At 38.7% G+C, this 14,117-nt stretch carries 10 protein-coding genes; 9 read left to right on the top strand and 1 reads right to left on the bottom strand.

The window, feature by feature from the left end; all coding sequences use genetic code 11:
• Positions 1 to 391: 391 nt before the first annotated feature.
• From ACRDEC_RS15255 to ACRDEC_RS15235, 5 genes are all read left to right on the top strand, one after another.
• The gene (locus ACRDEC_RS15255) at positions 392 to 649 is read left to right on the top strand and encodes a hypothetical protein (protein WP_431499227.1); all 258 of its coding nucleotides are present in this window, start codon (positions 392 to 394) and stop codon (positions 647 to 649) included.
• A gap of 120 nt (positions 650 to 769) precedes the next feature.
• Positions 770 to 1,657: a DUF3347 domain-containing protein gene (locus ACRDEC_RS15250; RefSeq protein ID WP_431499226.1), complete on the top strand. Its 888-nt coding sequence runs from the start codon at positions 770 to 772 to the stop codon at positions 1,655 to 1,657.
• 43 nt (positions 1,658 to 1,700) lie between these two features.
• Complete coding sequence (locus ACRDEC_RS15245) at positions 1,701 to 2,219, top strand: helix-turn-helix domain-containing protein (RefSeq protein WP_431499225.1); 519 nt, start codon at positions 1,701 to 1,703, stop codon at positions 2,217 to 2,219.
• An 86-nt stretch (positions 2,220 to 2,305) separates the two neighbouring features.
• Complete coding sequence (locus ACRDEC_RS15240) at positions 2,306 to 3,019, top strand: heavy-metal-associated domain-containing protein (protein ID WP_431499224.1); 714 nt, start codon at positions 2,306 to 2,308, stop codon at positions 3,017 to 3,019.
• Between the two features lies 1 nt (position 3,020).
• Positions 3,021 to 5,276, top strand: coding sequence for a multicopper oxidase domain-containing protein (locus ACRDEC_RS15235; RefSeq protein ID WP_431499223.1), 2,256 nt, complete (start codon positions 3,021 to 3,023; stop codon positions 5,274 to 5,276).
• An 86-nt stretch (positions 5,277 to 5,362) separates the two neighbouring features.
• Here the strand turns inward: ACRDEC_RS15235 and ACRDEC_RS15230 are convergent, their stop codons facing one another.
• Positions 5,363 to 7,129 carry an ABC transporter ATP-binding protein gene (locus ACRDEC_RS15230; RefSeq protein ID WP_431499222.1) on the bottom strand — a complete coding sequence of 589 codons (1,767 nt, stop codon included), beginning with the start codon at positions 7,127 to 7,129 and terminating at the stop codon, positions 5,363 to 5,365.
• 294 nt (positions 7,130 to 7,423) lie between these two features.
• On the opposite strand from ACRDEC_RS15230, the gene ACRDEC_RS15225 reads away from it, so the two are divergent.
• From ACRDEC_RS15225 to ACRDEC_RS15210, 4 genes are all read left to right on the top strand, one after another.
• Positions 7,424 to 8,005, top strand: a complete 582-nt coding sequence (locus ACRDEC_RS15225) for a TetR/AcrR family transcriptional regulator (protein WP_431499221.1) — start codon at positions 7,424 to 7,426, stop codon at positions 8,003 to 8,005.
• 283 nt (positions 8,006 to 8,288) lie between these two features.
• The gene (locus tag ACRDEC_RS15220) at positions 8,289 to 9,419 is read left to right on the top strand and encodes an efflux RND transporter periplasmic adaptor subunit (RefSeq protein WP_431499243.1); all 1,131 of its coding nucleotides are present in this window, start codon (positions 8,289 to 8,291) and stop codon (positions 9,417 to 9,419) included.
• 24 nt (positions 9,420 to 9,443) lie between these two features.
• Complete coding sequence (locus ACRDEC_RS15215) at positions 9,444 to 12,620, top strand: efflux RND transporter permease subunit (RefSeq protein ID WP_431499220.1); 3,177 nt, start codon at positions 9,444 to 9,446, stop codon at positions 12,618 to 12,620.
• Positions 12,621 to 12,664: 44 nt separating this feature from the next.
• Positions 12,665 to 14,074 (top strand): efflux transporter outer membrane subunit, encoded by a 1,410-nt coding sequence (locus ACRDEC_RS15210; RefSeq protein WP_431499219.1) that lies wholly within the window; start codon positions 12,665 to 12,667, stop codon positions 14,072 to 14,074.
• Positions 14,075 to 14,117 lie beyond the last annotated feature (43 nt).

Genomic DNA, 14,117 nt, shown 5'->3' with positions numbered 1-14,117 from the left:
GGGTGTGGGATATTTCAGCCAAAGATAAGAATAATTGAAAAAAAACAATAGTATTAAACAAAACGTTAATGTTATTTTAAAGAAATGTCAATTTGTTTGATGATTTACTTTTTTAATGAGGCGGTTTGCAGCCAATGTAATTGCCTTACATAGAGGAAGGATGCTGGGTGGATTTATTCTTGTGCTTTAAGAGAATTAGGCTTTATTAATCGTTTTTTTAACGCTTTTTTAATAACGAGCTGGTATTATTTATCTAATTTTGTTTCGCTATTTTGATTCAATGAAAAAATTTCACCTTTTATTTTTATGTATGGTACTTGGCTTTTTTTTGATGCCGAGTGTGAGTTATGCGTGTGAAATAAAAGCAGAAAAATCCTGTTGTAAAAAGGAAATGACTGCCAAGAAGGCTAAAAAGGATTGCTGTGAAAAAAGTAAAGATCCAAAAGAAGCACAAAAAGATTGCGAAGGAAAATGCGGACATTTGAATTGTACAACTTCTACGGTTCAATTAAGTCTGCCTGTTTGGAATGAAATAGAATTCAAAAGCAATTCTTTTGATTTTCGATCAGAAAAACAAAAATTTTATCATAATGAAACCAGCATCTCTTCCGGTTTCTATTCTGTTTGGTTACCGCCAAAAATAGTTTAATTTTATTCTTTGACAGCCATAGGACTGTTGTAACGGAAGCAAAAGAATGTTTTCCGATGTGTTGTTCAAATAAAATTTCGAAAGAAACGGACTATACGAGTTCCATTCAAAAAACAAAAAATGAAAAAATCAATATCAAAAATACTGGTAGCAGCTATAGCGTTGCTATCATTCACGGCATGTGAGTCACAAATTAAAGAAGCAAAAACAGAGACAGTAAAAATTTACGGGAACTGTGATATGTGTAAAGAAACAATTGAGAAGGCAGGAAATGTCCGAAAATTAGCCAAAGTCGATTGGAATACGGATACCAAAATAGCTGCAATTACTTACGATGCAAAACAAACAAATCAGGATGAAATTTTGAAACGCATCGCTCTGGCTGGGTATGACAGCGATAAATTTCTTGCTCCGGACAATGTGTATTCAAAACTTCCTGAATGCTGTCAATATAAAAGAGAGGCTAAATCAGCCTTAAAAGCGGAAGTTGTTGAGGGATCAAACAATAAGGCACAAATGGACAACATGGAAAACCATGCGGATCATTCAAAAACGGCAAAAGAGGAAAATCAGGAGACCAACCAGCTCCAGCCTGTATTCGATTATTATTTTGCCCTTAAAGATGCTTTGGTTAAAACAGATGGTAACGTTGCATCTGAAAAGGCAAAAGAACTGGCAAAGGCAATTCAGGCAGTAAAAATGAACAAACTGGGTACGGATGTTCATTTGGTCTGGATGAAAGTGCTGGAAGATTTAAAAGAAGATTCGGAACATATTGCCGGAACCAAAGACAGCAAGCACCAACGAGATCATTTCATGAGCCTTTCAAAAAATATGTATGCTCTGATTAAAGTTTCAAAAACGACAACTCCCGTTTATTATCAGTTTTGCCCTATGGCCAATGACGGGAAAGGGGCTAATTGGCTAAGTAAGGAAAATGCCATCAAAAACCCGTATTATGGTTCGCAAATGCTGACTTGCGGAAAAACAGTTGAAACGATTCAATAAGATGAAGCTTTATATCAAAAATATGGTATGCGGCCGCTGTAAAATGGTAGTGAAGTCCGAGTTTGAACAACTTGGGCTTCCTCCACTTTTGGTTGAATTAGGCGAAGTCGAATTAGAAAAAGAGATAACAGAAAGCCAAAAAGAGACACTGCTTCAGCGCCTTCGTTTGCTGGGTTTTGATCTGATTGATGATAAGAAAAGTAAAACGATAGATAAAATTAAAACAGTAATTATTGATTTGGTCCACCATAAAAACAATGAGCTGAAAACCAATCTGTCCGATTATTTGTCTGAAAATCTGTCTCAGGATTATAATTCATTAAGCAGCCTTTTTTCGGAAGTAGAAAATACGACCATCGAAAAGTACTTTATACAGCAGAAAATAGAAAAGGTAAAAGAACTGATTATTTATAATGAAATGACGCTGAGCGAGATTGCTTATTTATTGCATTATAGTAATGTAGCTCATTTGAGTAGTCAATTTAAAAAAGTAACAGGATTTACGCCCACCTATTTTAAGCAACTGAAAGATAAAAAGCGCCAGCAGATTGAGAGCTTGTAAATCTTGTAAATCATTCCCAAAATTGTATAACATGAAAAAGGGAATACTTCGGAAATTTGCATTGTATAATTACTAAAGATAAAACAATGACACACCGATATCAAATAACAGGAATGACATGCAGCAGTTGCGAGGCAAAAGTGAAAACAGCTTTACTGATGGTAGAACATGTAACAAATGCGGAAGTTTCTAAAGAAAGTAATTCGGCTGTAATTACTATGGACAAACACATTGCCTTACCCGTTTTTCAACAAGCGCTTGACAGCAAATACCAGATTTCGGCAACGCATCATAATGAAACAGCCGAACAGGCAAAATCGTGGCTGGAAACCTATAGACCTATTTTGCTGATATTCTTTTATATCAGTCTGGTAACGGTTTTGATCCAGTTGAAGAATGAGCATTTTGACGGTATGGAATGGATGCGCCATTTTATGGCCGGGTTCTTTTTAGTGTTTTCTTTTTTCAAACTTTTGAACTTAAAAGGTTTTGCGGAAAGTTATGTCATGTATGATGTGCTGGCAAAAAAACTTCCGGTATGGGCGTATGCCTACGCTTTTGTCGAATTAGGTCTTGGTGTTGCCAATCTGATTAATTTTAATTCCATAGTTACCAACAGCGTTACGTTTGTTGTGATGTCAATTAGCAGTATTGGGGTATTGCAGTCGGTATTGAATAAAAAGAAAATTCAGTGTGCCTGTTTGGGAGCTGTCTTCAATTTGCCCATGAGCACTGTTACTATTATCGAAGATGCACTGATGATTGCCATGAGCGGCATAATGCTCTTAACACAAATCTAAAATGAACAGCAGAAAGAATAAATACATAAGAAGGATGGTTTTACTACTGTCCTTCCTTTTTGCCTTGCAGCAGATGCAGGGCCAAAAAATAGTGCGGTACGATTTATATGTAAAAGATACTCTTGTCAATTTTTCAGGAAAAGAAAAAAGAGCCATTGCGGTAAACGGGCAAATTCCCATGCCAACACTTACTTTTACCGAAGGAGATATAGCAGAGATTAAGGTACATAATGAATTAGACGAAGAAACGGCGATGCATTGGCATGGACTGTTTTTGCCCAATAAAGAAGACGGTGTGCCCAATCTGACACAAATGCCAATTAAGCCACACACGACACATACGTATACTTTTCCGATAACTCAGCATGGTACACATTGGTATCACAGCCATTCGGGATTACAGGAACAAATAGGAATGTACGGTTCTTTTGTAATGAATAAAAGAGAAGGCGATCCATCATTTAGGAAAGGAATAGATGATGTACCTGCAATTCCCATTGTTTTGAGTGAATGGACGGATAGCAACCCTGAAAATGTACATCGGATGCTGCACAATGCTTCTGATTGGTTTGCCATAAAAAAAGGGACCACACAGAGTTATGCGGAAGCGGTCAGGCAAGGTCATTTTAAAACCAAATTGACCAATGAATGGAAACGCATGAATGCTATGGATGTGAGCGATGTCTATTACGAAAAGTTCTTGATTAACGGGAAAAAAGAAAGCCAGCTATCCCAATTTAAAGGAGGAGATAAAGTCCGATTGCGGATTTCAAATGGCGGAGCATCAACGTACTTCTGGTTAACCTACGCTGGCGGAAAAATGACAGTAGTAGCTAATGATGGTAACGATGTTGAACCGGTTAGTGTTGACAGATTGATTATTGCTGTTTCCGAAACGTATGATGTAATTGTTACTATTCCGGCGGATAAAACGGCGTATGAATTTTTGGCTACAGCCGAAGACAGAACCCAATCAGCATCATTGTATTTAGGGGGCGGTATCAGGCAACTGACATCACCGCTTCCAAAATTGAAATATTTTGAAGGAATGAAGATGATGAACGATATGATGAAAATGAACGGAGATTTAGACGATATGGGAATGCAAATGTCGCTCAATCAAATGGATATGAATGTGGTGATGTATCCCGAAATTACAGGAGAAGCAAAAGCAAAAGCGAACCACAATGCGGATACCATGAAAATGGGAGCGGCTTCCTACGACAGCAATGACCTTTCGGATATTGTTACCCTAAATTATGCGATGCTCAAAGCGACCTCGAAAACCAATCTTCCTCAAAGCGCTCCAGTGAAAGAACTGCGTTTTGAACTCTCGGGAAATATGAACCGTTATGTGTGGAGTTTGGATAATAAAGTGGTTTCTGAAACCGATAAAATTCTGATTAAAAAAGGGGAGAATGTTAGAATCGTACTCTACAACGGTTCGATGATGCGGCATCCGATGCATTTGCACGGTCATGATTTTAGGGTGATTAACGGGCAAGGGGATTATGCACCATTGAAGAATATCATTGATATTATGCCGATGGAAACCGATACCATTGAGTTTAACGCCAATGCAGAAGGCGATTGGTTTTTTCATTGTCATATCCTGTATCACATGATGGCAGGAATGGGAAGAATTTTTACTTACGAAAACCAAGCACCTAATCCATTAATTCCAAATCCGAAATTAGCACAACGAAAATTATTTGCGGATGACAGGAAATTCCATTTTATGACAGAAAATGATTTTGCTACAAACGGGAACGACGGAGAAGCCATGCTGGGTAACACACGTTGGAATATTGGCACAGAATGGCGTTTGGGTTATAGCAAAATGCATGGGTATGAAACGGAAACGCACATAGGAAGGTATTTGGGTAAAATGCAGTGGATCATGCCTTTTGTCGGATTTGATTGGCGCTATAGGGAAATGGAAGAAGGAGAAATGGAGAAGAACCTTTTTAATCAATCCAATACGAAAGACAATCGGGCGGTATTTAGCGCAGGTATTGAATACACCATGCCTATGCTGATCAAGGCTCAGGCTGAAGTGTTTACCGACGGTAATTTCAGGCTGCAATTGGAACGGATGGACATACCGCTTTCAAAACGCCTGCGAATGGATATCATGTGGAATACGGACAAAGAGTACATGGCCGGTTTGCGTTATATTCTTAAAAGAAACGTAGGTATCACAACCCATTATGACAGCGATATGGGGTTTGGGTTTGGGGTGAACCTGAATTATTAGGAAATACAGAGATGTAAAAAAAAACCAGCCTGAAAAACTGGTTTTTTTATTGCAAGTAAGGAGTAGGGTTTTGCCTTCTCCTGTTATTATTCTGCTATTTCCTCCAGATCTTTTTCACCGATTTGCTGTCTCCACATAGCATAATACAGTCCGCGTAGTTTTAAAAGTTTTTCGTGAGAACCACTTTCTACTATTTGTCCTTTTTCCAAAACAAAGATATTGGTAGCATGCATGATAGTGCTCAGACGGTGCGCAATGACAATGGTAAGATGGGTCTTATCTACAGATACTTCACGAATGGTTTCTGAAATTTCTTCTTCTGTCAGCGAATCAAGCGAAGATGTTGCTTCGTCAAAAACCAGAAGGTTCGGACTGCGGAGTAAGGCTCTGGCAATGCTTAGACGTTGCTTTTCACCTCCGGAAACTTTGACTCCGCCTTCACCAATGAGCGTGTCTAAGCCTTTGTCGGCTCTGTCCAAAAGAGTATGACAAGCCGCTTTTCTCAAAACATCAAGACACTGCTCGTCAGTAGCATTCGGATTAACAAATAACAGGTTTTCCCGAATAGAACCTGAAAACAATTGAGTGTCCTGGGTCACGAAACCGAGGCGTTTACGAAACTGATCGAAATCAATCTCATCAAAATTATGGGCATTATAAAGAATTTTTCCTTCTTTGGGTTTGTATAATCCGACCAGTAATTTTACCAAAGTTGATTTTCCTGAACCTGAAGGTCCTACAAAAGCAATGGTTTCTCCACGTTTTGCTTTGAAAGAGATATTGCGTAAGGCATCTTTGGTAGCCGATTGGTGTTTGAATTTAACTTCCTGAAATTCAAGAGTGTCAATATTGATTATCGGATACGGATTTGTAGGCTTTACTTCGACTGGTATTTTGAAGATATTTTCGAAATTCTGGAGAGACACTTCGGCCTCACGATACGTATTGACAACATTTCCAATTTCCTGTAATGGACCAAATAAAAAGAAGGAGTAAATGTTTAGTGAATAGAATTCCCCTAAAGTGATTTTACCCTGGTAAATAAGATAAATCAATACTAAAACCATCAGCGTACGAAGCAGGTTAACGCAAGTTCCCTGAACAAATGACATGGACCGGATGTATTTGACTTTCTTAAGTTCCAGTTTGAGAATTTTTTGGGTTGTGGCATTCAATTGGGCAATTTCCTGTTTTGCCAGCCCTAAAGATTTTACCAGTTCTATATTGCGTAAGGATTCCGTGGTTGTACCGGCAAGACTTGTCGATTCTTTGACAATCTGAATCTGAATTGTTTTGATTTTTCTGCTCAACACCGAACTGATCCAGGCAATTAGCGGACCTGTAGCTAAAAACAAAGGCAATATGGACCAATGCACAGAGTAGGCATAAATCGAAATGAAAATCAAAGCGATTATAGATTGAAAAAGGATATTAATTCCGACACCGATTAGTTTTTCTACATCGGTTCTTACTTTTTGAAGTATTCCGAGCGTTTCGCCTGAGCGCTGGTCTTCAAAGGATTCGTAAGGTAATTCCAAAGAATGACTGATGCCGTCAGCATATATCTGGGCACCCACACGTTGGGTTATTGTATTGATGTAATAATCCTGGAAATTTTTTGCAATTCGGCTGACAAATGCAACCCCTACAGAAGCAGCGGAAAGCGGTAAGATAGCATGGAAAAACTGTTCTGCCGTATGATTTTCTGCTCTGTATACAGTAGCAACATCATCGATGATTTTACGAAATATGAAAGGATCCAGTAAAGAAAAAACCTGATTAACAGCAGCTAAAACCAAAGTCAGTATGACAGTGGATTGGTATTGTTTGAGGTAACGAAGCAATATTTTCATAGTTTTAAAAGAGAAAAGTTTAGCGTTAACTGTTTTTCCTAAGCACATTATATCGAATTAAAGATACTGTTTTGACATTTTATTCCGATGACTGTAAACAAAAAATTGTGAGTATTTTTTTGAATTACTAATGTGTTTACAAAAAAAACAGAAGAACCGGGAAAAATAATTTAATTGGAATCTCTTGATTTTAGGGAGATTTAAAAAAATAGTATGCAAATATATAGAAAAAAGATCTTTCTGAAACGATTGTTTCAAAAATAATTATATCTTTGTCCCAGAAATATCCATAGCATGGGACGGAATGTAGAATTTAATGAATGTGAGATTATTGAGAAAGCGATGAATGTCTTTTGGGAAAAAGGCTATCATGCAACCTCAATGCAGGATTTAGTCGATGCGATGCAGATCAACAGAAGCAGTTTATATAATACTATAGGAGACAAACACTGTCTTTTTATAAAATGTGTAACCACTTATGCTGAAGCCGGACTGCGTGAAACCAAGGAAAAAGTAGCCAAGGAAAAATCAGCATTGCAGGCGCTGGTCAATATTATCAGAGATAAAGCTGCCTGGGTAGTTGATTGCGAAAAAGGCTGTCTGGGTGTTAAAACGATATTCGAAATTGCCCCGGAAGATGTTGAAGTGAGAAAGGTCCTGAGCAGAAATAATGAAATATACCTGGAACTTATGTCAGGAATAATTCAAAAAGCCATCGATGATGGAGAGCTGGATACTGATGAAGATGCTTCCTTAATGGCAGAATACATTTTAACAACATTTACAGGTTGGAAACAGGCATACATCCTGCATCAGGATCCTATTAAAATTAAAAAAATGTCAGAATACCTGATTAAGAATATTACGCGTAAGTAATATTTTTTTTACATAATTCTGGAATAAACATTTCAAAATAATAATTTATTTTATCAGTAATCGTTTGTAAATCAGCGTAAATTCTGAAATGAACGTTTCAAAAAAGAAAACCAATTGAAAAAGACAACACATTTATCACATCCTAAGTTTCGGGCATTATTAATTCAAAATCAGCTTAAATTCTGAAACGTTCATTTCAAAAAAACCAACAAACATCATGGAAAAAACAGCAACAATTCAATTAGAACAAGAATCAATAATTAGTAACAACAAATCAAACATCATGAAAATTAGTATCATTTTAAGTCTTATCACGTTATTATTAACTGGATGTGGCAACAATAACGAAGCTGCTCAGGCGCCGTCTGCCGTAACACTTCCGGTGTTGAGTATTAATTCATCAACAGCAACTACAGAGTCTGAATTCCCGGCTGCCATTGAAGGAACAGTTGATGTGGAAATCAGACCGCAGGTAAGCGGTACTTTAGACAAAATATTTGTGGATGAAGGAGCGTATGTATCTCAAGGACAACCTTTATTTAAAATCAATGACCGCTCTTACCGCGAACAGCTGAACAATGCTTTGGCAAGTCTGAATGCAGCAGAAGCAGCCGCTGTAAATGCACATCTTGAGGTGGAGAAATTAGCTCCTTTGGTACAAAATAAAGTCGTATCGGATTACCAGCTGAAAACAGCAAAAGCAAGCTTAAATATTGCTAAAGCCAATGTCGCACAATCAAAAGCTTTGGTTGGTGCTGCTCAAATCAGTCTTAGTTATACCTTAATCAAAGCGCCGGTAAGCGGTTATATAGGAAGATTACCAAAAAAACAGGGCAGCCAATTAAGCCCGGCAGATCCTGAAGCACTTACCCAGCTTTCGGATATCAAGGAAATATATGCTTACTTCTCTTTGGGCGAAAATGATTTTATTCATTTCAAGTCGCAATATGAAGGCAACACCATCCATGATAAGCTTAAAAAGCTGCCGCCTGTTTCTTTGGTATTGTCTGATAATTCGGTTTATGCAGAACGCGGAAGGGTTGATATGGTCGACGGCCAGTTTGATAAAACAACGGGAGCGATTACTTTGAGAGCTACTTTTCCTAATTCTAAAGGGTTGTTAAGATCTGGAAACACAGGGAAAATCAAACTTAGTATGCAACACAAAAACAGTTTGCTTGTACCGCAGGAAGCTACTATGGAAATTCAAGATAAAATATTTGTATTTCTGGTAGATAAAAAAAATACCGTAACCAAACAGCCTGTTTCAGTAGGCGGGAAAAGCGGAACAGATTACCTGATTACTGAAGGTATTAAAACCGGGGACAGAATTGTAACCAAAGGATTTGAAAGCCTTGCAGATGGCGCCGTAATTATTCCTGAAAAAGAGAAAAAAGCAGTGGCCAAAATCTAATTAAATTAATCACAAACAGAAATTATGTTACAAAAATTTATTGACAGGCCCGTACTGTCAACAGTTATCGCTATAATAATTGTTATCCTGGGAGTTATAGGGCTCACAACTCTTCCCTTGCAGCAATTTCCTGATATTGCGCCGCCAGCAGTACAAGTGACTGCCTTTTATCCAGGTGCTAATGCAGAAACCGTTTTACGCTCAGTAGCTCCTTCTCTTGAAGAGGCCATCAACGGTGTGGAAAACATGAGTTATATGAGTTCTACTGCCAGTAATGACGGTTCTTTGGTTATTACCGTTAATTTTAAGTTAGGAACAAATCCGGATCAGGCTGCGGTAAATGTCCAAAACAGGGTGTCGCAAGCCACGAGCCAGCTTCCTTCTGAAGTGGTCCAGGCAGGGATATCGACGGTGAAACAACAAAATAGTCTTTTGATGGTTGTGGATCTTTATACTGAAAATGAAAAACAGTACGACCAGACCTTTTTGGCAAATTATGCACAAATTAACCTTGTGCCGGATATTAAAAGGATTCCCGGGGTCGGACAGGCATTAATTTTCGGAAGCAGCAAAGATTATTCTATGCGAGTATGGCTTAATCCTTCTAAAATGGCCAGTTACCATCTGACTCCGAGAGAAGTTATGGGGGCAATTCAGGATAAAAACCTGGAAGCAGCACCTGGTAAATTTGGTGAAAGCAGCAAAGAAGCCTTTGAATATGTAATTAAATATAAAGGGAAGCTCAGTAAGCCAGGCGAATATGAAAATATAATCATCCGTTCGAATAGTGACGGCTCAGTCTTAAGACTGAAGGATATTGCAAGAATTGAATTCGGCTCCTATACTTACGGTAGCACAACACAGGTAAACGGTAAGTCAGGGCTAAATATAGCGGTGTATCAATTGCCGGGATCCAATTCGAGCGATGTGCAGATTGCGGTTAAAGAAATGATGGAAAAAGCGTCAAAAGATTTTCCTAAAGACGTAAAACATTTGATTTTATACAACACCAAAGATTCACTGGATCTTTCCATACAACAGGTTAAATCTACTTTAATTGAAGCATTTATCCTTGTATTTATTGTTGTATTTCTTTTTCTTCAGGACATTCGTTCTACACTGATTCCAGCTATTGCGGTTCCGGTTTCCATTTTGGGTACATTTTTCTTTATGGATATTTTCGGGTTTTCTATTAACCTGTTAACACTTTTCGCTTTGGTACTTGCCATTGGAATTGTTGTCGATGATGCCATAGTCGTCGTGGAAGCAGTGCATGAGAAAATGCACAGCAAAAAACTTTCGCCAAAAAGCGCTACTACATCGGCAATGAGTGAAATTACGGGTGCCATTATCTCGATTACACTGGTCATGTCGGCTGTATTCCTTCCCGTCGGATTTATGGAAGGTTCAACAGGGGTATTTTACAGACAGTTTGCTTTTACATTGGCTATTGCCATCGTGATATCAGCGGTAAATGCTTTGACATTGAGCCCTGCTTTGGCAGCTTTATTCCTGAAAGAAATGCCTACTGAAGAACATGGTGATGAAGCGGATGCAAAGTCAAAAAATTTCAAAGAGAAATTCTTTATCGGATTCAATAGCAACTTTACAAAACTGACGAATAAATATGTCAACAGTGTTCGTTTTTTAATAAAATTCAAATGGATCAGCCTTGGCGGATTAGCAGTAGTCATTTTGGCAACGGTTTATATGGTAAAAACAACACCAACCGGATTTATTCCTTCCGAAGATCAGGGCTTTATTGCCATTTCCTTGTCAATGCCAGCCGGAGCTTCTTTGGACAGAACAAAAACAGTAATGACAGAAGTAGAGGATGTTTTGGGGAATATGGAATCCAAAAAGACCTTAATGAAGCTTTCCGGTTTCAATATGCTTACGCAATCCAGCAGTCCATCAGCAGGAGTCGCATTTGTATTGCTGAAGCCTTCCAAAGAAAGAGGAGAAGTAAAAGATATTAACGATATCATGAATGAAGTAAGAGGGAAATTAAGCGGTATAAAAGGCGCCAACTTCTTTGTGTTTACTTTTCCGACGGTTCCGGGGTTTAATAATGTAGACGGTCTGGATATTGTATTGAAAGATAAAACAGGCGGAAGTATCAGTAAATTCAGTGGTATCAGTAATGCATTTGTTGGCGAGTTGATGAAACAGCCGGAGATTGCAGTGGCTTTTACCAGTTTTAAAGCCGATTATCCTCAGCTTGAAATGGAAGTAGATGATGTCAAAGCAGAACAATTAAGTGTTAATGTGAAAGAGATACTGCAAACAATGCAAACGTATTTCGGAAGCACACAAGTTTCGGATTTTAACCGATTTGGAAAATATTACAGAGTAATGGTTCAGGCTGATGCCGAATCCAGAGCCAATCCGGAATCGATGAATGGCATCTTTGTGAAAAACAGGTTGGGAGAAATGGTTCCTATCAATACTTTGGTCAAATTAAAACGTATTTATGGTTCAGAAACCGCTTCAAGGTATAATTTGTTTAACTCCATTAGTGTGAATGCTATTGCTAAATCGGGAGTTAGCTCAGGCGCCGCTATCAAAGCAGTTCAGGACGTTGCCGAAAAACATTTGCCTGCGGGTTATAGTGTTGAGTTTTCAGGTCTTACAAAAGAAGAAATCTCTTCAGGAGGACAATCGGCTATTATATTTGGCTTGAGCTTGCTGTTTGTATTCTTTTTACTGGCAGCTCAATACGAGAGTTATATTCTGCCGGCTGCGGTTATTCTTTCGATACCAACTGGAATATTCGGAGTGTTTGCTGCTATTGGCCTCGCCGGTATTGAAAATAATATTTATGTACAGGTCGCCCTCGTCATGTTAGTCGGATTACTGGCCAAAAATGCCATCCTGATTGTTGAGTATGCCGTACAGAGAAGAAAAGCAGGTAAATCTTTGCTGGCATCTGCACTGGAAGCTGCAAAGCTCCGTCTTCGTCCTATTATCATGACATCACTGGCTTTTGTTGTTGGACTTGTTCCAATGATGCGCGCCACGGGTCCATCGGCTTTAGGTAATCACTCTATCAGTATTGGTGCTGCCGGCGGAATGGTGTCGGGAGTTGCACTGGGAATTTTTATCATACCTGTATTATTTGTTGTTTTTCAATACTTACAGGAAAAAGTTTCAGGAAAACCGTTAGCAGTAATTAACAATGAAAAAAAGGGAGGCCATTAATTTCAGTCCTTCTATTAAGAAGACGCCATTATAAATTTACGATTATGAAAAAATATAGAACAAAATTTACTGTACTGCTTTTGCTGATGACAACATTCAGTTCGTTCGGGCAGGATAGTAAAACATTGACAGAAGCCGTGCCTGAAAGCTTCAGGAATACTTCTGTAACAGACACGACAACCGTTGCAGACATAAAATGGGAGCAGTTTTTTAATGAAAAAGATTTGGTGCAACTGATCAATGTCGCCTTGGTAAAAAACAATGATCTCCAGATTGCGGAAAAGAATATTCATATTGCAAACCTGCAATACAAACAGGCAAAATGGGGTAATGTACCACAAGTTAATGCTTTTGCTACTGCAAGTTCTTCCAGATTGTCAGAGAATAGCCTTAACGGAATCAATGCCAATCAGTCTTTAGGTCAAAACCATATTGAAGATTATACTGCCGGAATCAATTTATCATGGGAAGTAGGCATTTGGGGCAAAGTCAGAAACCAGAAAAAAAATGCTCTGGCTGTTTATATGCAAACGGCAGAAGCTAAAAAAGCGTTACAGACTACTATTGTGGCCAATGTGTCAAAAGGGTTTTATGACTTGCTGATGCTTGATGCTCAACTGGAAATCGCTAAAAAGACACTCATGCTCAATGACAGTACCCTTTTTATTGTAAATCTTCAGTTTGAAGCGGGACAGGTCACTTCTTTAGCGAAGCAGCAAACAGAAGCCCAACGATTGGTTGCTGCTCAACTGATTCCGCAGCTGGAACAAAATATACTGATTCAGGAAAATGGATTGAGTGTACTGACCGGTACATTTCCGGATGCAAAGGAAAGAAACAGTAAACTGCATTCCCTTATTGTAAAAGACAATCTTTCGGCCGGAATACCTGCGCAATTAGTAAGCAGAAGACCCGATGTAAAAGCGGCTGAGTTGGCTCTGAAAGCAGCTAATGCAAAAGTCGGAATTACAAAAGCCAGTTTGTATCCTTCACTAACTATTACTGGAACTGCGGGTGTAAATGCGTTTGAGGCAAGTAATTGGTTTACTATTCCAGCTTCTTTGTTTGGCTCTGTTGCCGGTGGTTTAACAGCACCTCTTCTGAACGGAAAGAAGATCAGGACGCAATATGAAATTGCAAAAGTACAACGCGAACAGGCTACAATCGGATTCAGGCAAACCGTATTGGTTGCTGTAGGAGAAGTCTCTGATGCACTGGCGAAGATTGACAAGCAGGCTACTCAATATTCCATTGCAAACCAACGGGTGGAAACCCTTAAAAAAGCAATTGCAAATGCCAGTATGCTTTTTAAGAACGGCATGGCCACTTATCTTGAAGTCATCGTTGCCCAAAGCAATCTTTTAAGTGCTGAATTGGAATTGGCTTCCATAAAAAAAGACAGATTGTCATCGAATGTTGAATTATACCGCGCACTTGGGGGTGGATGGGAATAATTGATTGGAGATTGAGGTTTGTTGTGATGGCCGGGATTTCAAC

The sequence above is a fragment of the Flavobacterium sp. genome, assembly GCF_050696275.1.
Classification (GTDB): Bacteria; Bacteroidota; Bacteroidia; order Flavobacteriales; family Flavobacteriaceae; genus Flavobacterium.
Note: the sequence above shows the minus strand (reverse complement) of the source record. Positions and strands in the feature narration are given on the sequence as shown.

Bases quoted from the DNA above. Each gene is read 5' to 3' on its own strand.
- ACRDEC_RS15245 (WP_431499225.1), top strand. From the start codon at position 1,701: ATGGTAGTGAAGTCCGAGTTTGAACAACTTGGGCTTCCTCCACTTTTG.
- ACRDEC_RS15230 (WP_431499222.1), bottom strand. From the start codon at position 7,129: ATGAAAATATTGCTTCGTTACCTCAAACAATACCAATCCACTGTCATA.
- ACRDEC_RS15235 (WP_431499223.1), top strand. From the start codon at position 3,021: ATGAACAGCAGAAAGAATAAATACATAAGAAGGATGGTTTTACTACTG.
- ACRDEC_RS15225 (WP_431499221.1), top strand. From the start codon at position 7,424: ATGGGACGGAATGTAGAATTTAATGAATGTGAGATTATTGAGAAAGCG.
- ACRDEC_RS15220 (WP_431499243.1), top strand. From the start codon at position 8,289: ATGAAAATTAGTATCATTTTAAGTCTTATCACGTTATTATTAACTGGA.
- ACRDEC_RS15255 (WP_431499227.1), top strand. From the start codon at position 392: ATGACTGCCAAGAAGGCTAAAAAGGATTGCTGTGAAAAAAGTAAAGAT.
- ACRDEC_RS15240 (WP_431499224.1), top strand. From the start codon at position 2,306: ATGACACACCGATATCAAATAACAGGAATGACATGCAGCAGTTGCGAG.
- ACRDEC_RS15210 (WP_431499219.1), top strand. From the start codon at position 12,665: ATGAAAAAATATAGAACAAAATTTACTGTACTGCTTTTGCTGATGACA.
- ACRDEC_RS15250 (WP_431499226.1), top strand. From the start codon at position 770: ATGAAAAAATCAATATCAAAAATACTGGTAGCAGCTATAGCGTTGCTA.
- ACRDEC_RS15215 (WP_431499220.1), top strand. From the start codon at position 9,444: ATGTTACAAAAATTTATTGACAGGCCCGTACTGTCAACAGTTATCGCT.